Source organism: Sphingomonas sp., assembly GCF_032114135.1.
Classification (GTDB): Bacteria; Pseudomonadota; Alphaproteobacteria; order Sphingomonadales; family Sphingomonadaceae; genus Sphingomonas.
The window spans coordinates 697,262-717,979 of sequence record NZ_DAMCTA010000001.1 but is presented as its reverse complement, the minus strand read 5'-3'; the positions used below and the strand labels follow the sequence as shown (position 1 = coordinate 717,979).

Annotated in this window: 16 protein-coding genes and 1 tRNA gene; 5 read left to right on the top strand and 12 right to left on the bottom strand. The window is 66.7% G+C overall.

What is annotated here, in order from left to right; all coding sequences use genetic code 11:
• The first annotated feature begins 118 nt into the window (after positions 1 to 118).
• Entirely contained in the window at positions 119 to 2,863 is a 2,745-nt protein-coding gene (gene secA / locus RT655_RS03430; protein WP_313534989.1) for a preprotein translocase subunit SecA, read from the top strand.
• Positions 2,864 to 3,034: 171 nt separating this feature from the next.
• Here the strand turns inward: secA and RT655_RS03425 are convergent, their stop codons facing one another.
• The 6 genes from RT655_RS03425 to moaA form a co-directional block, all read right to left on the bottom strand.
• Positions 3,035 to 3,634 (bottom strand): CC0125/CC1285 family lipoprotein, encoded by a 600-nt coding sequence (locus RT655_RS03425; protein WP_313534988.1) that lies wholly within the window; start codon positions 3,632 to 3,634, stop codon positions 3,035 to 3,037.
• 130 nt (positions 3,635 to 3,764) lie between these two features.
• The gene (locus RT655_RS03420; protein ID WP_313534987.1) at positions 3,765 to 4,280 is read right to left on the bottom strand and encodes a phosphoribosyltransferase family protein; all 516 of its coding nucleotides are present in this window, start codon (positions 4,278 to 4,280) and stop codon (positions 3,765 to 3,767) included.
• Positions 4,280 to 5,296 carry an adenosine deaminase gene (locus tag RT655_RS03415; RefSeq protein WP_313534986.1) on the bottom strand — a complete coding sequence of 339 codons (1,017 nt, stop codon included), beginning with the start codon at positions 5,294 to 5,296 and terminating at the stop codon, positions 4,280 to 4,282. Before RT655_RS03415 ends, RT655_RS03420 begins: the two co-directional genes overlap by 1 nt.
• A gap of 262 nt (positions 5,297 to 5,558) precedes the next feature.
• Positions 5,559 to 5,633 (bottom strand) — tRNA-Asn (locus RT655_RS03410).
• Between the two features lie 84 nt (positions 5,634 to 5,717).
• Positions 5,718 to 6,494: an NAD kinase gene (locus tag RT655_RS03405; protein WP_313534985.1), complete on the bottom strand. Its 777-nt coding sequence runs from the start codon at positions 6,492 to 6,494 to the stop codon at positions 5,718 to 5,720.
• The gene (gene moaA / locus RT655_RS03400; RefSeq protein ID WP_313534984.1) at positions 6,491 to 7,507 is read right to left on the bottom strand and encodes a GTP 3',8-cyclase MoaA; all 1,017 of its coding nucleotides are present in this window, start codon (positions 7,505 to 7,507) and stop codon (positions 6,491 to 6,493) included. Before moaA ends, RT655_RS03405 begins: the two co-directional genes overlap by 4 nt.
• Before the next feature lie 81 nt (positions 7,508 to 7,588).
• On the opposite strand from moaA, the gene RT655_RS03395 reads away from it, so the two are divergent.
• On the top strand, positions 7,589 to 9,574 hold the full coding sequence (locus RT655_RS03395; protein ID WP_313534982.1) for a bifunctional diguanylate cyclase/phosphodiesterase: 1,986 nt from the start codon (positions 7,589 to 7,591) through the stop codon (positions 9,572 to 9,574).
• Between the two features lie 15 nt (positions 9,575 to 9,589).
• Here the strand turns inward: RT655_RS03395 and RT655_RS03390 are convergent, their stop codons facing one another.
• Positions 9,590 to 11,035, bottom strand: a complete 1,446-nt coding sequence (locus RT655_RS03390; RefSeq protein ID WP_409530258.1) for a protoglobin domain-containing protein — start codon at positions 11,033 to 11,035, stop codon at positions 9,590 to 9,592.
• A gap of 285 nt (positions 11,036 to 11,320) precedes the next feature.
• Here RT655_RS03390 and RT655_RS03385 point away from each other — a divergent pair, with 285 nt between their 5' ends.
• A complete protein-coding gene (locus RT655_RS03385; RefSeq protein ID WP_313534980.1) occupies positions 11,321 to 11,725 on the top strand; it encodes an SgcJ/EcaC family oxidoreductase in 405 nt (134 codons plus the stop codon).
• Positions 11,726 to 11,731: 6 nt separating this feature from the next.
• On the opposite strand, the gene mfd is transcribed toward RT655_RS03385, so the two are convergent.
• The gene (mfd, locus tag RT655_RS03380; protein WP_313534979.1) at positions 11,732 to 15,205 is read right to left on the bottom strand and encodes a transcription-repair coupling factor; all 3,474 of its coding nucleotides are present in this window, start codon (positions 15,203 to 15,205) and stop codon (positions 11,732 to 11,734) included.
• Between the two features lie 180 nt (positions 15,206 to 15,385).
• On the bottom strand, positions 15,386 to 15,652 hold the full coding sequence (locus RT655_RS03375; protein ID WP_313536891.1) for a succinate dehydrogenase assembly factor 2: 267 nt from the start codon (positions 15,650 to 15,652) through the stop codon (positions 15,386 to 15,388).
• Between the two features lie 207 nt (positions 15,653 to 15,859).
• Between RT655_RS03375 and RT655_RS03370 the strand changes: the two genes are divergently transcribed.
• Positions 15,860 to 16,102, top strand: a complete 243-nt coding sequence (locus RT655_RS03370) for a hypothetical protein (RefSeq protein WP_313534978.1) — start codon at positions 15,860 to 15,862, stop codon at positions 16,100 to 16,102.
• Between the two features lie 72 nt (positions 16,103 to 16,174).
• Positions 16,175 to 18,238 (top strand): ATP-dependent DNA helicase RecG, encoded by a 2,064-nt coding sequence (gene recG / locus RT655_RS03365; protein ID WP_313534977.1) that lies wholly within the window; start codon positions 16,175 to 16,177, stop codon positions 18,236 to 18,238.
• Here recG and RT655_RS03360 read toward each other — a convergent pair whose 3' ends face one another.
• From RT655_RS03360 to RT655_RS03350, 3 genes are all read right to left on the bottom strand, one after another.
• Positions 18,239 to 18,550, bottom strand: coding sequence for a PilZ domain-containing protein (locus RT655_RS03360; RefSeq protein WP_313536890.1), 312 nt, complete (start codon positions 18,548 to 18,550; stop codon positions 18,239 to 18,241).
• 94 nt (positions 18,551 to 18,644) lie between these two features.
• Complete coding sequence (gene tyrS / locus RT655_RS03355; protein WP_313534976.1) at positions 18,645 to 19,874, bottom strand: tyrosine--tRNA ligase; 1,230 nt, start codon at positions 19,872 to 19,874, stop codon at positions 18,645 to 18,647.
• A gap of 49 nt (positions 19,875 to 19,923) precedes the next feature.
• Positions 19,924 to 20,640, bottom strand: a complete 717-nt coding sequence (locus RT655_RS03350; protein WP_313534975.1) for an MgtC/SapB family protein — start codon at positions 20,638 to 20,640, stop codon at positions 19,924 to 19,926.
• Between the last annotated feature and the right edge of the window lie 78 nt (positions 20,641 to 20,718).

Sequence of the window (20,718 nt, the reverse complement as noted above, 5' to 3'; positions counted from 1 at the left end):
GCCCGGGCGTTCGGGCCCTTCTTCCTTTCGTCGCCGCGCGCGTGCGCGGTGCGCCCGTGATGGCTCCGCTTCGTCCGGCAGCCGTCGCGCATCCCATCCAAACAGGTCAGGAATTCGCATGTTCGGCGGTATTGCCAAGTCGCTTTTCGGTTCGTCCAACGATCGCTACGTCAAGTCGCTCAATCCGATCGTCCAGAAGATCGCCAGCTTCGAGCCGACGCTTCAGGCGATGAGCGACGACACGCTGGCGCAGCAGACGATCAAGTTCCGCGAGCAGCTGGCCAATGGCGCCAAGCTTGACGACCTGCTGCCCGAGGCCTTCGCCACGGTGCGCGAGGCGGCCCGCCGGGTGATCGGCCAGCGCCACTATGACGTGCAGATGATCGGCGGCATCGTGCTCCATCGCGGCGAGATCTCCGAGATGCGCACCGGCGAGGGCAAGACGCTGGTGGCGACGCTGGCCACCTATCTCAACGCGCTCCCCGGCGACGGCGTACACGTCATCACCGTCAACGACTATCTCGCTCGCCGCGACGCCGAATGGATGGCGCAGGTCTATGGCTTCCTGGGCCTCACCACCGGCGTGATCGTGCCCAATTTGTCCGACCAGCAGCGCCGCGACGCCTATGCCTCGGACATCACCTACGGCACGAACAACGAGTTCGGCTTCGACTATCTGCGCGACAACATGAAGTACGACCGCGCGAGCATGGTGCAGCGTCCTTTCAACTACGCGATCGTCGACGAGGTCGACTCGATCCTGATCGACGAGGCGCGCACCCCGCTGATTATCTCCGGCCCCACCGACGACCGTTCGGAGCTCTACATGAGCGTCGACGCGGTGGTGAAGCAGCTCGATGCCTCGACCTATGAGAAGGACGAGAAGCAGCGCACCATCGTGCTGACCGAAGAGGGCACCGAGACGGTCGAGCGGCTGCTCGAAGAAGCCGGCGTGCTGGTCGGCGCGAACCTCTACGACTTCGAGAACACCCAGGTGGTGCATCACCTGAATCAGGCGCTCCGTGCGAACGTGATGTTCAAGCGCGACACCGATTACATCGTCAAGGACGGCAAGGTCGTCATCATCGACGAGTTCACCGGCCGCATGATGGACGGCCGCCGCTGGTCGGACGGCCTGCACCAGGCGGTGGAAGCCAAGGAAGGCGTGAACATCGAGCCCGAGAACCAGACACTGGCCTCGATCACCTTCCAGAACTATTTCCGCATGTACCCCAAGCTCGGCGGCATGACCGGCACCGCGTCCACCGAAGCTGCCGAGTTCTACGACATCTACAAGATGAACGTCGTCACCATCCCGACCAACCTGCCGGTGCAGCGCGTCGACGAGGAAGACACCTTCTACAAGTCGACCGAGGACAAGTTCGCCGGCATCGCCAAGACGATCAAGGCGCATGCCGAGCGCGGCCAGCCGGTGCTGGTCGGCACCGTCTCGATCGAGAAGTCCGAACTGCTGTCCGAATTCCTCCATCGCGAGGGCGTGAAGCACGAGGTGCTCAACGCGCGCTTCCACGAGAGCGAGGCGCATATCGTCGCGCAGGCGGGCCGCCTCGGCATGGTCACCGTGTCGACCAACATGGCGGGCCGCGGCACCGACATCCAGCTCGGCGGTAATGTCGAGTTCCGCGTCGCCGACGAGCTGCGCGATATGCCCGACGGCCCCGAGCGCGACGCCGCGATCGAGCGGATCAAGGCCGAGGTCGCCGCCGAGAAGGAGCAGGTCAAGGCCGCGGGCGGGCTGTTCGTGCTCGGCACCGAGCGCCACGAAAGCCGCCGCATCGACAACCAGCTCCGCGGCCGCTCGGGTCGCCAGGGCGATCCGGGCCTTAGCCGTTTCTACCTGAGCCTCGACGATGACCTGCTGCGCATCTTCGGCTCGAACACGCTGTTCTCGCGGATGATGCGCTCCAGCCTAGAGGATGGCGAGGCGATGCCGCCGTCGCGCTGGCTGAGCAAGGCGATCGAGACCGCGCAGCGCAAGGTCGAGGCGCGCAACTATGACGTGCGCAAGCAGGTCGTCGAGTATGACGACGTGATGAATGACCAGCGCAAGGTGGTCTATGAGCAGCGTGCCGACATCATGGACGCCGATACGGTGGGTCATGTGGTGGAGGACATGCGCCACGAGACGGTCAATGCGATCGTCGGCGAGGCCTGTCCGCCGAACAGCTATCCCGAACAGTGGAACATCGCCGCGCTCAAGGAGCGGCTGGCCGATACGCTGGATCTCGACCTGCCGGTCGACGAATGGGTGAAGAACGAGGAAGCGATCGACCCGGAGATTCTGGAAGAGCGCATCCGCGCGGCTGCCGATGCTGCGATCGCCGAGAAGGCCGCGGACCTCGAGCCGGAAACCTGGACCTCGATCGAGAAGTCGATCCTGCTCCAGAACCTGGACCATCACTGGAAGGAGCATCTCGCGATGCTCGACGCGCTGCGCCAAGTCGTCCACCTGCGTGCCTATGCGCAGAAGACGCCGATCAACGAATACAAGCATGAGGCGTTTTCGATGTTCCAGCGGATGCTCGACACGATCCGCGAGGACGTGACGCGCACCATGGCCTTCGCCCAGTTCCGCATGGCGCCGCCGCCCGAGCTGCCCGAGCTGCCGGCGTTCCTGACCACCCACATCGATCCGCTGACGGGGATGGACAACACCAATGACTGGGACGGCGGCTCGGCCGGCCTGGTCACCACCCGCCTGCCACCGCTCGGCATCCCGCAGCCGGCGGGCGACGATTACGGCACCGATCCGTCGCAGTGGGAGGGCGTGGTCAGCCGCAACGCGCCGTGCCCGTGCGGCTCGGGGCTGAAGTACAAGCACTGCCACGGCCAGGTGGCGTAACCATGTACGGCCCCTCCCGCTTGCGGGAGGGGCTAGGGAAGGGGATGAAGCGGCATTGCGCTTCTTGCACGTCGATCCCTCCCGATGCCTCCCGCAAGCGGGAGGGGAGATAAGAAAAGGGCGGCGCCGGTGGTCCCGGCGCCGCCCTTTCTGCTTCTCCGCTGCCCGCGATCAGCGGGTCTGCGGCATCTGGATCTTGGGACCCAGCCGTTCCTTCACCTCGCGCGCATCGAAGGCGCGGATGTTGTCGGCGGGCTTGGGACCTTTGCCCATCACGATCTCCGCCATCGCCTCGTAGCGGTCGACGGTGCGGATATCGACATTGCGGTCGAAGAAAGGATCGCCCCAGAACGGATCCCAGCTGCGCCAGCCGAAACGCGGGCTGTAATAGCGCCAATAGGGGTTCCAATAGCCCCAGGGGCCGCCAAAGCCCCCACCACCGATGCCCGGCGTTGCATAGGTCTGCGTCTTCTTCTCGGTATCGCGATTGGAGAGCAGGAAATAGTCATAGCCGCTCTGCAGCGTCAGCTCGGCCGACCGATACAGCAGATAGCGCTCCACCGTCTCGCGCGAGGTCAGGCTGTTGCCCGAGAAGCTCACCCGGAAGCGATTGTCTTCGATCTGCTCGTCCGAATAGCCGTTGCGTACCGATCCGTTCGCCGAGGCGGGCTGGTACGGCGTCGCGGTCATGCACGATGCGAGCGAGAGGCTGCCCGCGACCATCAGGCCGAGTGCTGCCAGCCGCCGGCCCTTCTGAGATGAAATTGGCATTGTTCCTTCGACCCTTCCAAACAGTAACGTCGCCGAATGCCCCTCGAACGCGCGAGCCGGCGAAACTCTCCGTGCGTTCACGCGGCGAGGCGTGGCACAGGCGCGATTGACGGTTGCTGAACGGTAGCTGTTAAGCGATGCGGTCGGGCACCGCATGCGCATCGGCATTAAGGCTGGTCTGCGGCGCCATCGCCTCCCAAGGGAAGACAAACCAGTCCTTCTGCACGGCACGATCGATGGTCTCGGCACCATATTCCACGCGCTGCGACGAACGGACATTGTCGAGCAGCACGGCGAAGCGCACCTGCCCAGCCACCGCACCCTCGGCGGCGAGCGCGACGCGCAGTTCGCCGATGGTCTTGCCGCTGTCGTTGATGTCCTCGACGAACAGCAGCCGCTCGCCGTCGCGGGTACGCTTGGCGAGTACCGCGACCAGTTCCTCGGCGAACTGGGCGATGCGGGTCGAATAGTCGATCGAGACGAGCGGCAGCCCGATCCGGTGCGAGAGATACACCGCCGGGGTAAGCCCGCCGCGGCCGACGCCGACCAGCAGGGTGGGGGACCAGTCCGCCACCGCGCCTGCAATCGCATGGACACCAGCGACGAGTTGGTCATGGGTGAAGTGGGTGAAGACGATCTCGCCCATCACGCCGCTTCCGCCACCCAGGCGTCAATCGTCGCAAGATGCGTCGCCACCGCCTGGTCGGGCAGGAAGGAACCGAGGAAGCTGTTGCGGGCGAGGGTGGCGAGCTGCTGCCGGGTCAGGCTCCGGCCATAAGCGACGGCACGGTAATTCTCGCCGACATAGCCGCCGAAATAGGCGGGATCGTCCGAGTTCACCGTCGCGCGCAGGCCGAGTTCGAGCATCCGATCGATCGGGTGCGCGTCGATCGTCTCGACGTTGCACAGCTTGACGTTGGAGAGCGGGCAGACGGTGAGCGTCATGCTCGACCGCGCCAGTCGGGCAACGAGAGCGGGATCGTCGAGGCTGCGATTGCCATGGTCGAGCCGGTCGACCTGCAGCAGGTCCAGCGCCTCATGGACATAGGCGGCGGGGCCTTCCTCGCCGGCATGGGCGACGCGCTTCAGGCCCTTCTCGGCGGCGGCGGCGAAGACGCGCGCGAACTTAGACGGCGGGTGGCCGAGTTCGGACGAATCGAGGCCGACGCCGGCGATGCGGTCGAGCCAGGGCTCGGCCGCTGCCAGCGTCTTGAACGCGTCTTCCTCGTCCAAGTGGCGGAGGAAGCAAAGGATCAGCTGCGAGGTGATGCCAAAGCGCGCCTCAGCCTCGGCCATGCCCGCGAGCAGGCCTTCGACGACGGTGCCCATCGCGATGCCGCGATGAGTGTGGGTCTGGGGATCGAAGAAAATCTCGGCATGGCGGACGCCGTCCGCGGCGGAGCGCTCGAAATAGGCGAGCGCGAGGTCGCGGAAATCGGCTTCGGTGCGCAGCACGTCGGCCCCGGCATAATAGATGTCGAGAAAATCCTGCAGGTTCGAGAACTGATAGGCCGCGCGCACCGCCTCGACGCTGTCGTAGGGGATCGCCACGCCGTTGCGCCGGGCGAATTCGAACATCTGATCGGGCTCGAGGCTGCCTTCGATGTGGAGATGTAGTTCGGCCTTGGGCAGGCCGGCGATGAAAGCGTCCAAATTTTCCATCGTCCCAGCATCGCAGCGGCACCGGCGAGTCGCAAGCGCAACACAGGCGGGGTCGATTGCGTTTGACGCACATGCATTGGAACGTGGCGCTATACGGGTGATACCCGCTGGCACGACGTGACGTTCACGAGTGGGCTGCGCTACCGCTACTTCGAAGATACCGGAAATGGTGGTGGCAGGCCTTGCCACGGCGGCGTCGAAGGGAAGTAATTTCGACCGGCAGATCCGGGATCACTTCGCCTTCGAACCGGCAGACTAGAGATGGCTCCCCGAGTAGGATTCGAACCTACGACCATTCGATTAACAGTCGAATGCTCTACCGCTGAGCTATCGGGGACCACTCTGGTCAACCCCGAAGCGGTGGGTCACCGCGTCGGGAGGCGCGCCTTTAGCACCGGGTTTTCGAAAGGCGCAAGAGGTTTTATGCAATAAATTGTTCCATCGTTATTCGATCGTCGAGCGCATGCTCCGGATCGAACAGCAAGGTGAGGTCGCGCACGCGGTCGATCTCGACATGGACGCTGCAAACTTCCCGAATCTCGCGCTGATCGGCCACCGCGCTTACCGGGCGCTTGTCGGCTTCCAGCACGCGGATATCGATGCGGGTCTTCTCGGGCAGGATCGCCCCGCGCCAGCGGCGGGGGCGGAAGGGGCTGATCGGCGTGAGCGCGAGCAGTGCCGAGCCGAGCGGCAGGATCGGGCCCTGCGCCGAGAAATTGTAGGCGGTAGAGCCTGCGGGGGTCGCGACCAGGATGCCGTCGCACACCAGCTCGGGAATCACGATTCGGCCGTTGATGGTGACTTCGAGCTTGGCGGTCTGTCGCGTCTCGCGCAGCAGCGACGCTTCGTTGATCGCGGGGAGCACGCAGGTCTCGCCCTCGACGGTCGTCGCGGTCATCGCCAGCGGGGCGACGCGAAAGGGCCGCGCACGGTCGAGCCGCTGGACCAGCCCGTCGAGGCCCCAGTCGTTCATCAGGAAGCCGACGGTGCCCAGGTTCATCCCGAACACGGGCATCAGCCGCCGCCGCTCCAGCATCGCGTGCAGCGTCTGCAGCATGAAGCCATCGCCACCGAGGGCGACCACTTCCTCGGCCTCCTCGATCGGCACCCAGTCATAGGTCTGGCGCAGTTCCTCCGCCGCGGTCTGGGCCGGGGCGGTGGGCGAGGCGAGCAAAGCGCGCCGCTTCCCCTCGCTCATCCGCCGGTAACGCTCATATGGCGCGAGACCGCGGGCGCCGCGCCCGCCTCGATGCGGAAATCATGCCGCTCGGGCTTGGCAGCCAGCGCACGATCGATCGCTTCGTCGACCGCGTCGAGCCCGCCTGCGCGAATCGCCGCCTTCAGGTCCACCGAATCCTCATGCCCCAGGCACATGTGCAGCCGTCCGTCGGTGGAGAGCCGTACGCGGTTGCAGCTTGCGCAGAAATTGTTGGTCAGCGGGGAGATCAGCCCCAGCCGGCTGTCGCTGCCGCCGACGCGCCAGTACCGCGCAGGACCGCCGCTATCGTGCGAATCGGCGACCAGGTCGAAGTCGCGCTTCAACCGCGCCAGCACCTCGGGCAGCGGCAGGAAACGATCGGCACGATCCTCGTCGATCACGCCCATCGGCATCGTCTCGATCAGCGACAGGTCCATGTCATTGGCCGCGACCCAGGCAAGCATCGGCGCGATCTCGTCTTCGTTGAGCCCGCGCAACGCGACCATGTTGATCTTGACGCGCAGCCCAGCGTCCTGCGCCGCGGCGATGCCGTCCAGCACCTGTGCGACGTCCCCGTGGCGGGTGATGTAGCGGAAGGTTTCGGGATCGCAACTGTCCATGCTGACATTGATGCGCCGCACGCCCGCAGCGAAAAGCTGGCCGGCATATTGCGCCAGCCGCGTCGCGTTGGTCGTGAGGGTCAGTTCCCTGAGCCCGTCGCCGATGCGAGCGCCAAGCTGCTCGACCAGCGCCATCATGTTGCGGCGGACGAGCGGTTCGCCGCCGGTCAGCCGGATCTTGGTGACGCCGCGGTCGACGAAGCGCCCGGCAATGGCGGCCAGTTCTTCCAGGCTGAGCACCGCCTCCCGCGGCAGGAAGGTCATGTGCTCCGCCATGCAATAGCGGCACCGCAGATCGCAGCGATCGGTGACGGAAATACGCAGATAGCGGATCGCGCGGTTGTGGCGATCGACCAGCGTGGGCGGCGTCGCGAGGGCGGGTGCGCTGGCCATAGAAGGCGGAGGTAAGGCGTAGACCCGCGCTGCACAAGGCTTGGATGGCGGAGCGCGCAACGAGCCGCTATCGAAGGTGGCATGGAAGAAGGGTTCACGATCGTTCAGGGCACCGCGCCTGTCCCCGAAGTGCCGGTGTTCGTCCTCTCGTTCCGCCAGCGTGACGAAGTGGCCGCCGCCGCCGCGGGCGGGGGCTGGCGGGTGGTGGCGGCGCGGCGCAGCGAAGGGCTGGAGACCCGATTCCTGGCCAGCGGCGCCTCGGTCGCGGTGATCGATGCGCGCGGCGCCATGACCGAGGGGCTGGATGCGGCCCGGCTGCTCGGGCCTACCGTGAAGGCCTATGGCGCCGCGATGCTGATCCTCGTCTCGCAGAGTGATACCGTCCATATGGGGCGCTTCTACGACGCGGGCGCGACGCATTTCCTCGGCAGCCCGATGTCGTCTGCCGCGATCGCGCATGCGATCCGATTCGCCGAACGCTATGTCGAGCGGCTTTCGGGCTGGGCCGGGCAGGGGGCGAGCAATACCAATCCGCTTGGCTGGCGATTCGACCCGACGGCCGGCTCGATCGAGCTGACGCCGGCGCTCGCCCAATTGCTCGACCTGCCCGAAGCGCCTGGCCCGCGCGCGCTGTTCGGCCGGCTCGCGCTTTCGGACCGACGGCTTGCATGGGCGGCCCTCCGGCGACTGCGCGAGGCGGGATCGACTGCCTTCGCGCACGACCTGCCCGGCAAGGGCCGGGTGGTCCAGCATCTGCAATATGACGCCGAAACCGGTCAGATAGACGCCTTGGTCGAGCCGTTGGGGATGACCCCCGACGCGGGCGCGGCGGTGCGCGACGTGCTGACCGGCGCCCGCGATGCACCCAGCGCGCGGCGCTGGATCGATCGCGCGATGGAGAAGGGCCAGCGAGTGGGACTGGTGCTGGTGGGCCTCACTCGCTTCGACACGATCAATACCGCCTATGGGCGCCCTGCCGGCGACGAACTGTTGCGCAGCATTTCACGCCGCGTTGCCGAAGCAGCGCGCGAAACGCTTGGATCCGAGGTGGTCGTCGCGCGAATCGGCGGATCGGATTTCCTGGCCGCCGCGGTGGACCCGGGGACGCCGGCGCTGCGTGCCGCCGCGCGCAAGATCGAGGAGGCGCTGGCCCGTCCCTTCGTCGCGGCGGGCGAACTGGTCCATCTCGGTGCCAAGGTGGTGCTTACCGAAAGCGTCGCCGGGGATGGTGCCGCCAGTCTGTTACGGCGCGCCAGCGAGACGCTGCTCGGCGAGGGCGTAGCGCGGCCGGGCAGTGGGCCATCGATCGAATCGCTGATCGGTGACCTCCGACGGGGAATTGAGCGCGGCGAGATCGGCGTGCTGTTCCAGCCCCAGGTCGCGGTTGCCACCGGGCAGATCACCGGTGTCGAGGCGCTCGCGCGCTGGCAGCATCCGCAGCATGGCGAGATCGGCGCCGAGCCGCTGTTCGCCGCCGCCGATCGTGCGGGACTGGTGGGGGTGCTCAGCGAGCATGTCCAGCGCAGGGCGCTTACCATCGCCGCGCATTGGCCGCGCTCGCTGAGCAATTTGCGGCTGTCGATCAACGTCACCGCGGGGGATGTCGGGCGGCCGGGCTTTGGCGAGAGCCTGCTGCGCTGGGTGGATGCCACGGGCTTCCCGCGCCAGCGGCTGACGCTGGAGATCACCGAAAGCGGGATCATGGATGATCTCAGCGAAGCCGCGGCGCTGCTCTCGGGCCTGCGCACGGCGGGGTGCCGGGTGGCGATCGACGATTTCGGCACGGGGTATTCGAGCCTCGCCTATCTGAAGGCGCTGCCGCTCGACTATCTCAAGATCGACAAGAAGCTGTCCAACGAGATCACCGGCTCGCCACGCGACCGGATCGTCGTGCGCGGGGTTATCGACATGGCGCGCTCGCTGGGGCTGGCGGTGGTCGCCGAGGGCGTCGAGACCGAGGCGGCGCTGGACCTGCTCGCCAAGGAGGGCTGCCAGTATTTCCAGGGCTTCCTCTGCTCGCCGCCGATCGACGTGCCGGCGCTCGCCGCGCTGGTGCGCGACTGGTGAGCGCCGACGTAGCCGTCAGAGGTCGGGACGGGTAAGCGCGGGAACGGCCGCAGCGGGTAGCGGGCGGTAGCCGCCAAACCGTGATCCGGCCTTTTCGGTACGGAACTGCCCGGCGAGGTTGGCGAGGTCGCCCACTTCGTTGGCGAGGTTCTGCGCCGCGGCGGATGTCTCTTCGACCATCGCCGCGTTCTGCTGCGTCGCGCGGTCCATCGCGCCGACGGCGTTCGAAATTTCGCTGATCGCGGTGGACTGGGCGCCATTGTCCCGCGCCATGCTCCCGAGCAGATCGTGCACCTGGCCGACATCGCCCGAGATGTTGGCGAGCGCGCCGTCCACCTTCTGCACCGCATCCACCGCCACGACGATCTCGGCCTGGGTCATGGTGAGTTGCTCCCGGGCGCGGCCAGCCTCTTCCTCGGCGCGCATCGCGAGTGCCGAGACGAGATCCGCGACGACCGCGAAGCCGCGGCCTGCTTCGCCCGCGCGCCCGGCCTCGACCGCGGCGTTCATGGCGAGCACGCGCGTCTGGAACGCGATCTTGTCGAGTCCCTCGATCACGCTGTCGGTGCCCTTGGCGGCTTCCGAAACGCGGCCCATAGCCTGCGAGGCTTCGTCTGCGATGGCGCGCCCCTGGCCGACCGTAGTGAGCGCCTGATCCGCCCGGGTGACGGTGTGGCGCGCGGCCTCGGCGGTCGAGCGGAACCGCGCATCCATCTGCGAGACGGCGGCGGTGGTCTCTTCCAGGCTTGCGGCGTTGCCCTGGGTGCGCCGCGAAAGATCATCGGCCGCCTGCGAGATTTCGTTGATACCCGAGCGGATCCGCATCGTACCGTCGCTGACCGAGCTGATCATCTCGCGGATGCGGTTCAGCGTCTTGTTGTAGCTCTTCTCGAGCGCGGCGAAGCTGTCCGGCAGGCCGCTCAGCTCATTGGTCAAATCGCCCTCCGCCAGCGCGGTGAGCGCATTCTCGAACGCGGTGATGGCGACGTTGCGCTCGGCCTGAGCTTCCTCGAAATAGATCGACAACGAGACTTCCATATCGAGCAGCGCGGCCTTCACCAGCGCGATCGTCGCTTCCTTGGTGCTCGGGCCGCGGAACAGGCGCAGCAGTCGCTTGAGCGGATTGTTGAACCGATGCACACCGGCGATCAGGCCTTGCAACACGATCGCATAGCTGCCGACATACCAGCGCGGCTCGAGGCCGATGCGCGCATGGGTGGAGCCGATGCGACGGGCGCTGGCGTAATAGTCTTGGTTGAACTCGCCCGCGGCGATCCGCGCCCAATGCTTTTCCTGCGCTGCCTTGGCCTGGCCCATATGCGCCCGATCGCGGAAGAAGCGGGCGGTGTCGGGCGTGGCCGACGCGCGTGCATAGAAACGGTCGAGCGCATCGCCCAAGGTCGCTTCGACCCATGGCTGGGTAGCACGCAGCGTGTTGCGCTGTGCTTCGTCCATTTCCATGAAGCTGAGCCGCGACGTGATCTGTTCGGGCACCGGGTGCGTCCTTTCCTGCCTTGTAACCCGCCGCATCCGGAGGTGCGACAGGCTGGTTTACAGCATCATAGTATGTACCAAGGGACGGGTGGTGCTGCTAAGTAGAATACCGGTGCGCAAGCGGAATGGTTTAGGCGCCATTTGCCTTTTAGCTATGCTTGCGCACTGGCCCTCGTGTTGGAGCTGGGTGCAGCATCATTCCGCGGCGGGTCTTGCAAGCGGCCAAATGCAAGAGGAAGGGAAGGGAACACGATGTTGCTACTATTGTCTCTGATAGCCGCAGATGCGCAAAACAGCGCGGTGGATAGGGCGATGACGCAGAGTGTGGCCGGGTGGAACGCAGGTGATATCAACCGATTCCTGAACATATATTCCGACGATCCGACCACCAGCTTCATCGCGGGCGAGGGAATCGTACGGGGCAAGGCGGCAATGAAGATCCGCTACCAGACCAAGTACGACTTCACCGATCCCGCCAAGCGGGGCGTGCTCACGATCGAGCGGCTCGACTATCGTCCGCTCGGGCGTGACTTTGCGCTGTACATCGGCCGCTATACGCTACGCTATCCGGACGGGCACAGCGCCTCCGGCCCCACCAGCGTCGTGCTGCATCACGAAGCCGGCGGGTGGAAGATCATCGCCGATCACAGTAGCTGAGCCGGCTCAGCCCGCGGCGCGTGCCAGTCCGCGGGAGAGTTGCAGTGCGCCGTGCAGCCGAGCCGCGGGGTTCGCCCAGGCGCGGTTGATCACCAGCTTCATATCCGGCCGCAGCCGCGCCGTTTCGCCCAATTTCTCGACATAGGCGATCAGCGCTGCTGGATTGGGGAAGTTGTCGTTGTGGAACGACACCAGCGCGCCCTTCGGCCCCAGGTCCAGCTTGGCAATGCACGCCTTCTTGGCGTTGAGCTTGGTCTCGATCAGCCGCAGCAGATTGTCGGTCGGCTCGGGCAGCTTGCCGAAGCGGTCGATCAGCTCGGCGGCGAAGCTCTCGATGCCGTCGGTATCCTCGATCTCGTTGAGGCGGCGATAGAGGCCCATGCGGAGGTCGAGATCGGGGACATAGTCCTCGGGGATCATGATTGGCGCGTCGACGGTGATCTGCGGCGACAGGTCCTTCGGGCGGCTGTCGTCGCGGATGCCGCCGGCCTTGGCGTCCATGATCGCCTCTTCCAGCATCGACTGGTAGAGTTCGTAGCCGACTTCCTTGATGTGCCCCGACTGCTCGTCGCCGAGCAGGTTGCCCGCACCGCGAATGTCGAGATCGTGGCTGGCGAGCTGGAAGCCCGCGCCCAAGCTCTCCAGGTCCGACAGCACCTTGAGACGCTTTTCCGCCGCCTCGGTCATCTGCCGCTGGGGCGGGGTGGTCATATAAGCATAGGCGCGGGTCTTGGCCCGGCCGACCCGGCCGCGCAGCTGGTAGAGCTGAGCGAGGCCGAACTTGTCGGCGCGGTTGATGATCAGCGTGTTGGCGCTCGGGATGTCGAGCCCGCTCTCGACGATGGTGGTCGAGACCAGCACCTCGAACTTGCGGTCGTAGAAGGCGGAAATCCGTTCCTCCACCTCCGTGGGGGACATCTGGCCGTGCGCGACGACATAGCGCACCTCGGGCACCTCGTTGCGAAGGAACTCCTCGATCTCGGGCAGGTCGGCGATGCGCGGGGTGACGAAATAGCTCTGCCCGCCGCGATAATGTTCGCGCAGCAGCGCCTCGCGCAGCACCACCGGATCCCATGGCATCACATAGGTGCGCACCGCGAGGCGATCGACCGGCGGGGTCTGGATCACCGACAGTTCGCGCAACCCGCTCATCGCCATCTGCAGCGTGCGCGGGATCGGGGTGGCGGTGAGGGTGAGGACGTGGACGTCGGTCTTGAGCGCCTTGAGCCGCTCCTTGTGGGTCACCCCGAAGCGCTGCTCCTCGTCGACGATGACGAGGCCCAGCCGCTTGAAGTCGATGTTCTTGGCCAGCACCGCATGCGTGCCGACGACGATATCGATCGTGCCCGCGGCGAGTCCGTCCTTGACCTTCTTGGTCTCACCCGCGGTGACGAGGCGCGAGAGGCGGCCGATCTCGAGCGGGAAGCCTTCGAAGCGTGCCTTGAAGTTGTTGTAATGCTGGCGGGCGAGCAGGGTGGTGGGGCACACCACCGCCACCTGCATGCCGGCCATCGCCGCGACGAAGGCGGCGCGCAGCGCGACCTCGGTCTTGCCGAAGCCGACATCGCCGACGACGAGCCGGTCCATCGGCCGCCCGGCGGCAAGGTCGCCCAGCACGTCGCCGATCGCGCGATCCTGGTCGTCGGTTTCCTCGAAGGGGAAGCGATCGACGAACGCGGGGTAGCCGCCATGATCGGGCTCGGCGATCTCGGCGCCGCGGGTGGCGCGCAAGGCCGCGGTGGCGATCAGCTCGCCGGCGATCTCGCGGATCCGCTCCTTCATCCGCGCCTTGCGGCGCTGCCAGGCTTCGCCGCCGAGGCGGTCGAGCGCAGCGCCTTCCTCGCCCGAGCCGTAGCGGCTCAGCACTTCGAGATTCTCGACCGGCACGTAGAGCTTGTCGCCGCCGGCATATTCGAGCGCGACGCAATCGTGCGGCGCCTTCTGCACCGGAATCTGGGTCAGCCCCTCATAGCGGCCGATGCCGTGATCGAGATGGACGACGAGATCACCGGGCGAGAGCGTCGCCAGCTCTTGGAGAAAGGCGTCGGTATTCTTGCGCCGCTTGGCGCGGCGGACGAGCCGGTCGCCGAGCATGTCCTGCTCGGTGAGTACCGCGACGTCGGGGGTGGTGAAGCCATGGTCGAGCGGCAGCACCAGCAGCGCGACCTGCAGCCCGCTGCCGTTCGGATTGGCGACGCCGAGTGCGGGCTGCCAGCCATCGACCGGCACCGCGCCGGTGAGGCCGTGATCCTCGAGCAGCCCCTTCAGCCGCTCGCGCGCGCCGATCGAATAGCTGGCGAGCACCGGCTTCTTGCCCTGGGCCCGCACCGCCTTGAGGTGCGCGACCACCGCTTCATAGACATTGCTGCCGGCGGCGCGCTCGGGGGCGAAGTCGCGCGGGCCGTCGACGCCGAACTCGACCACGCGGTCCGACTCCGGCTCGTGGAACGACGTCGCCAAGTGCATCGGCTGGGAATCGACCTGCGCCTGCCATTCCTTGGCGAGCAGATAGAGGTCGCCGGCCTTGAGCGGGCGATAGCTGCCCGGATCGGCCGACTGCGCCTTGATCCGGTTTTCCTGATAGTCCTTGATCGCCTCGAAGCGCTGCTCGGCGGCGGCTGGGGCACCGCTGTCGCGGACGATCACGCTATGGTCGGGCAGGTGGTCGAACAGCGTCTCCAGCCGTTCCTCGAACAGCGGCAGCCAATGCTCCATGCCGGCGAGGCGACGGCCTTCGCTGATCGCCTGGTAGAGCGGGTCGCCGGTCGCGGTGGCGCCGAAGCGGTCGCGATAGCCGCTGCGGAAGCGCTTGATGCTCTCCTCGTCGAGCAGCGCCTCGCTGGCGGGGAGCAGGGTGAAGCCGTCGACCCGGCCGGTGGTGCGCTGGTCCTGCGGGTCGAAGGTGCGGACGCTCTCGATCTCGTCGCCGAAGAAGTCGAGCCGCAGCGCCTGTTCGGCACCGCTGGGGAACAGGTCGACCAGGCCGCCGCGCACCGCGAACTCGCCATGATCGTTGACCGTCTCGACGCGGACATAGCCGTTCGCCTGGAGCAGATAGGCAAGCTTATCGAGCCCGATCCGCTCGCCAGGGGCAAGCCGCGCGACCAGCTGGCGAATGCGGAAGGGGGTGAGCGTACGCTGGGTCGCGGCATTCACCGTGGTGACGAGCAGGCGGGGCTTGTCGCTCTTGCCCTGGAGCGCGTGGAGCGTGGCAAGTCGCTCCGCCATCACCCGCAGCGTAGGGCTGGCGCGGTCATAGGGCAGGCAGTCCCAGGCGGGGTAGCTGAGCACCTCCAGCTCGGGGGCGAAGAAGGTGGCAGTGCTCGCCACCGCGCGCATGCCCGCCTCGTCGGCGGCGACGAACACCGCCATCCGGCTGGCCCGGGCGACATCGGCCAGCATCCAGGGCAGGAAGCCGCTCGGCACGCCGGCGAGCGTCAGCGGGTACTTGGCGGAAAGGATCGTCTTCAGGTCGGGCATGGGGTCTCGCGTAGCAAAGTCGCTTTCACCGTCACCCTTCCCACCGCCTTTGGCGGCGGGCCCCTCCCTCTCCCTTGGAAGGGAGAGGGAGTTGGGCGGCATCCCTTCTCCCTTCCTAGGGAGAGGGAGGGGGGGCGCGTAGCGCCGGACGGGTGAGGGTGGTGGATCACATCACCGCAGTTACTCGGAAATAGGCACGTAGTTCAGGGTCTTGAGCGCATCGAGGATCGTGCCCCGGTAGCGCTCCGGCGCGGTGTCGGTTCCCATCGCCCAGGCCATGATGTCGACGTCCTGCTCTTCCAGCAGGGCCTCGAACAACGCGATCTCCGCGTCGTTCCACCCTTCGCCATGCTGGTCGAAGAAGCCACCGATCAGCAGATCGGCTTCCTTGGTGCCGCGGTGCCAGCTGCGGAAGCGGAGGCGCTTGAGGCGGGTTTCTCGATCCATGGCGGGCTTTTCCAACGGCAGGCGGACGGCTGCACGCCGAGGCGTGGCCGACACGCGGTTGATCACGAGCCCCGCAGATAGGGATGAAGCGGCCCAAAGGCCAGCGTGGTCTTCCGGGCAGCGTGGTCTTCCGGGTAGGGTCGTGGAAGCCTTGTTAACCCAAGCGGGCTACGATCGTCGTCTCTTTGGGGTAAAGGCTAGGGTAGTATGAGCGACACTTTGACCAACAAACTGCGCTTCGTGATGCTGAAGTCGATCAACGGCGAGCCTATGCTCGTCAACATCGCAGCGGTGCGCACGGTCAGCACGATCAACATGGCCGGTGAGGACGTGGGTGTCATTTCGTTCGGCAAGGATCATGAGGTCGTGATCGGCTCGTCGGTGCCGGAAGTCGTGCTGGCAATCGAAGCCGCGCTTACCAGCCATAGCCCGATCTTTCTCAACGCCTGAACCCTGACAAATGGCGCTGCGGCCGGCGCAGCGCCATTTGTCAGCCGCCCCGGCGCACGATAGGGCGGCGCGATGCGTCCCGAGCTTCTCAACCCATTGTTCGCTGAAGTCACTGCGCTGAAGGGCATTGGCCCGGCGCTGGCCAAGCCCATGGAGAAGCTGGGGCTGGCGCGGGTGGTGGACGTCGCCTTCCACCTGCCGACCGGATTCGTCGATCGAATCCCCCGCGACGAACTCGACATGGCCGATTCGGGCAAGGTGATCGCGATCACGTTGACGCCCGTGCAATATCGCTTCGGTGGCGGCGCACGCTCGCCGGCGCGGGTGCAGGCGGTCGACGCCAAGGGCAATCACGTCAGCCTCGTCTATTTTGGCGGCAGCTCGGGCTGGGCCAAGAAGCTGCTGCCGCTGAAAGAGCCGCGCTGGGTCTCGGGCAAGCTCGAACATTATGGCCAGGACCTGCAGATGGTGCATCCGGACCATGTCCTGCCGCTCGACCAGGTCGAGAGCGTCGGCGGGCGCGAGGCGATCTATCCCTGCTCCGAAGGCATCACCTCCAAGCGCATTGCCGCACTCGCCGCGCAGGCGATCGAGCGCGCACCCGAGCTCCCCGAATGGATCGAGCCGAGCCTCAAGGCGCAGAAGGACTGGCCCGACTGGCGCGAGGCGATCGCGCGCATCCATGCCGACCCGGCCGACGCCAAGGCACGCGAGCGGCTCGCCTATGACGAGGTGTTCGCCAACCAGCTGGCGTTGCTGCTGGTGCGCGGCGAGGCGCGGGCGAAGCGCGGGCGTCCACTCGCCGGCGACGGGCGGCTGCGCGACAAGCTGAAGCTTCCTTATGCCCCTACCGGCGCGCAGAGCCGCACCATCGCCGAGATCGAAGGCGACATGGCGCAGACCCAGCCGATGTTGCGGATGCTGCAGGGCGATGTCGGTTCGGGCAAGACGCTGGTCGCGACCATGGCGCTCCTGATCGCGGCGGAGGCGGGCGCGCAGGGGGCGCTGCTCGCGCCGACCGAGATCCTCGCCCGCCAGCATTACGAGACGCTCAGCCGCACGCTGGCGCCGCTCGGCGTCAACGTCGCGATTCTCACCGGCCGCGACAAGGGCAAGGTCCGTGAGGCGACGCTGATGGGGCTGGCTGCGGGGGAGATCGACATCCTGATCGGCACCCATGCCATCTTCCAGGAAGGCGTGACCTATCGCGACCTCGGGCTGGTGGTAGTCGACGAGCAGCATCGCTTCGGCGTCGCCCAGCGGATGATGCTCCAGGCCAAGGCCGAGCGCCCGCCGCACCTGCTGGTGATGACCGCAACGCCGATCCCGCGCACGCTAACGCTCGCCCAATATGGTGAGATGGACGTCAGCCGGCTCGACGAGATGCCGCCGGGCCGCCAGCCAATCGAGACCAGCGTGATCTCCGAGGAGCGGCTGGGCGAGGTCGTCGGCGGGCTGGGGCGGCACCTTGCGGGGGGCGGGCAGGCCTATTGGGTGTGCCCGCTGGTCGAGGAGAGCGAAAAGAGCGACCTCGCCGCCGCCGAGGCGCGCGCGGCCGAGCTGCAGGCGCATTTCGGCGACAAGGTCGGGCTGATCCATGGCCGGATGAAGGGGCCGGAAAAGGACGCGGTGATGGCGCGCTTTTCGGCGGGCGAGCTCGGCGTGCTGGTCGCGACCACGGTGATCGAGGTCGGCGTCGACGTGCCCAATGCGACGCTGATCGTGATCGAGCATGCCGATCGCTTCGGTCTGGCCCAGCTCCACCAGCTGCGTGGACGCGTAGGGCGGGGCGGGGGGCGTTCGGTCTGCGTGCTGCTGCGCGGCAACCATCTCAGCGAAACCGCCCGCGCGCGGCTGGCGCTGATGCGCGAGAGCAATGACGGCTTCCGTATCGCCGAGGAGGATCTGCGGCTGCGCGGCGCGGGCGAACTGCTCGGCACGCGGCAATCGGGCGACATGCAGTTTCGGCTGGCCGAGCCGGACATGCTCGGCGCGCTGCTGCCCGCGGCCAATGGCGACGCGCGGCTGCTGGTCGATCGCGACGGTGGGCTCAAGGGCGAGCGGGGGCAGGCGGCGCGGGTGGCGCTGTATCTGTTCGAGCGCGATGCAGCGGTGGGGCTGCTCCGCGCCGGTTGATCAGCGCGCGCGCATCGCCGTGACGACGGGGACATAGTCCACGTCGGCGATCGGCTGGAGGAACTGGCAGCCGACCCGGCCACCCAGGGTCCAGCGAATCTCGGCGCCGGTTTCGCCAACGATGGGGAGCTGTATGCGGATCAGGTCGCCCGCCTCGAACGGCGCGTCGCAGCGCGCCATCAGCCCTTGCGGCGATATGTTGACGACGAGGAAGGTGACGGAGCGCGCGTCGGGCCCAACCGCACGGGTGCGATGTTCGACCTCGTCGCGATGCACCAACCGATCATCAATCGTCGCCAGCTTGGCACCCATTACGCTCACACGCCCCTCTCCACACGCTGGAGGACCGCAAAAACGGTAACCTGGATCAGTGAACGCGTGCCGAACAAGGCTAGTAAACCCGGCGTTAGCCCTGCGGCGCGAGCAGCCCGTGATGCTTCTTGCCCGCCGAGAGCCGGACCTCGCCGGAGACCGCGATCGTCGCGGCCTCGTCGTCGATCTTCTCGCCTTCTACGCGCGCGCCGCCGCCCTTGATCAGCCGCCGTGCCTCGCCCTTCGACGCGCAGAAGCCCAGGCCGACCAGCGCATCGACCACGCTGATGCTGCCGCCGCTGACCGCGAGGGTCGGCAATGCGCCGCCGGCGGTGCCTTCCTCGAAGGTCTTGCGGGCGGTCTCGGCGGCTTCCTCGGCCGCGGCGCGGCCGCGGCACATGGCGGTGGCCTCGTTGGCGAGGATCTTCTTCGCTTCGTTGATCTCGGCGCCTTCCAGCGCCTCGAGCCGCGCGATCTCGTCGAGCGGCAGATCGGTGAACAGGCGGAGGAAGCGGCCGACGTCACGATCGTCGGTGTTCCGCCAGAACTGCCAATAGTCGTAGTGCGGCAGCTGGTCGGGGTTGAGCCACACCGCGCCGGACATGGTCTTGCCCATCTTGCCGCCGTCGGCGGTAGTGATCAGCGGGGTGGTGACGCCGTAGACCTCGGTGCCGTCGACGCGTCGCGACAGCTCGATGCCGTTGACGATATTGCCCCACTGGTCCGATCCGCCCATCTGCAGGCGGCAGCCCGAGCGGCGCGACAGCTCCAAAAAGTCATAGCCCTGGAGGATCATGTAGTTGAACTCGAGGAAGCTCAGCGACTGCTCGCGATCGAGCCGCAGCTTGACCGAATCGAAGCTCAGCATCCGGTTGATCGAGAAATGCCGGCCAATGTCGCGCAGAAACGGAATGTACTCGAGCTTGTCGAGCCAGTCGGCATTGTCGACCATCACTGCGTCGCTGGGGCCGTCGCCGAAGGTGAGGACATTCTCGAACACCGTCTTGATCGAGGCGATGTTGCTGCCGATCGTGTCGAGCGTCAGCATCTTGCGCGCTTCGTCCTTGAAGCTCGGGTCGCCGATCTTGCCGGTGCCGCCGCCCATCAGCACAATCGGCTTGTGGCCCGCCTGCTGGAGGCGGCGGAGCAGCATGATCTGCACCAGGCTGCCGACATGGAGCGAGGGCGCGGTGGGATCGAAGCCGATATAGCCCGGCACGATCTGCTTGGCGGCGAGCGCGTCGAGGCCCTCGGCGTCGGTCACCTGGTGGATATACCCGCGCGAGGCGAGCAGGCGGAGCAGATCGGAGCTGTATTCGGTCATGATGCGAGCGCGCATAGCCAATGCGGGCGCCCACGTCATCCCCGGCCGCTCAGTCCTGCGTCTGCAACTCCCAACTGGCGTGCTGGACGTCGTGGCGCTTGTCGAGATGCGCGATGATGCTGTCGAGCTCCGCATCGAGCGCGGCGGTGGAGACGAGGCGGGCGCGCAGTTCGATCCGGTCGTCGGGGCGCTCGATCGTCTCGATCTCGGCGACGGGGTAGCGCATCAGCTCCAAGTGATCGGTCAGAAGGTCGCGGAGCCGATCGACCTCGGCCGGCACGGTGGTGAGCGTGACGAAATAGGTCGCCTCCACCTGTCCGCCCGACAGCGGCACGCGGTTGATCGCGTTGACCACCGGCCGCAGCAGCGTGTTGCCGGCGATGACAAACATCGCGAGCGTCGCCGCCTCCGCCGCCATGTCGCTGCCGGCGCACGCGCCCACTGCCGCCGAGCACCACAGGGTCGCCGCGGTGTTGAGGCCGCGGACGTTCATCCCCTCCTTCATGATCACGCCCGCGCCGAGAAAGCCGATGCCCGAGACGACATAGGAAATCACCCGCACCGCCTCGAGATTGCCGGCGATGCGCTGGGCCAGATCGACGAACGCGGCCGAGCCGAGCGCAACCAGCGCGTTGGTGTGCAGCCCCGCGGTGCGCTGGCGGAACTGCCGCTCCGCGCCGATCGCGGCGCCGAGGATCAGCGCGAGGGTGTAGCTGAGCAGCGTGTCGCAATAGGCGGCAAGGTGGAAGGTATGGAGGAACTTCATGGCTGCGGCTCTACGAAGGAATTGTTGCGCTGCCATGGCCTTTCGGCGCAGGCAAGTGCTGACGACGGCACGCTTCCG

Coding starts and splice junctions, on each gene's coding strand:
- secA (WP_313534989.1), top strand. CDS start 119: ATGTTCGGCGGTATTGCCAAGTCGCTTTTCGGTTCGTCCAACGATCGC.
- RT655_RS03425 (WP_313534988.1), bottom strand. CDS start 3,634: ATGCCAATTTCATCTCAGAAGGGCCGGCGGCTGGCAGCACTCGGCCTG.
- RT655_RS03420 (WP_313534987.1), bottom strand. CDS start 4,280: ATGGGCGAGATCGTCTTCACCCACTTCACCCATGACCAACTCGTCGCT.
- RT655_RS03415 (WP_313534986.1), bottom strand. CDS start 5,296: ATGGAAAATTTGGACGCTTTCATCGCCGGCCTGCCCAAGGCCGAACTA.
- RT655_RS03405 (WP_313534985.1), bottom strand. CDS start 6,494: ATGAGCGAGGGGAAGCGGCGCGCTTTGCTCGCCTCGCCCACCGCCCCG.
- moaA (WP_313534984.1), bottom strand. CDS start 7,507: ATGGCCAGCGCACCCGCCCTCGCGACGCCGCCCACGCTGGTCGATCGC.
- RT655_RS03395 (WP_313534982.1), top strand. CDS start 7,589: ATGGAAGAAGGGTTCACGATCGTTCAGGGCACCGCGCCTGTCCCCGAA.
- RT655_RS03390 (WP_409530258.1), bottom strand. CDS start 11,035: ATGGAAATGGACGAAGCACAGCGCAACACGCTGCGTGCTACCCAGCCA.
- RT655_RS03385 (WP_313534980.1), top strand. CDS start 11,321: ATGTTGCTACTATTGTCTCTGATAGCCGCAGATGCGCAAAACAGCGCG.
- mfd (WP_313534979.1), bottom strand. CDS start 15,205: ATGCCCGACCTGAAGACGATCCTTTCCGCCAAGTACCCGCTGACGCTC.
- RT655_RS03375 (WP_313536891.1), bottom strand. CDS start 15,652: ATGGATCGAGAAACCCGCCTCAAGCGCCTCCGCTTCCGCAGCTGGCAC.
- RT655_RS03370 (WP_313534978.1), top strand. CDS start 15,860: ATGAGCGACACTTTGACCAACAAACTGCGCTTCGTGATGCTGAAGTCG.
- recG (WP_313534977.1), top strand. CDS start 16,175: ATGCGTCCCGAGCTTCTCAACCCATTGTTCGCTGAAGTCACTGCGCTG.
- RT655_RS03360 (WP_313536890.1), bottom strand. CDS start 18,550: ATGGGTGCCAAGCTGGCGACGATTGATGATCGGTTGGTGCATCGCGAC.
- tyrS (WP_313534976.1), bottom strand. CDS start 19,874: ATGACCGAATACAGCTCCGATCTGCTCCGCCTGCTCGCCTCGCGCGGG.
- RT655_RS03350 (WP_313534975.1), bottom strand. CDS start 20,640: ATGAAGTTCCTCCATACCTTCCACCTTGCCGCCTATTGCGACACGCTG.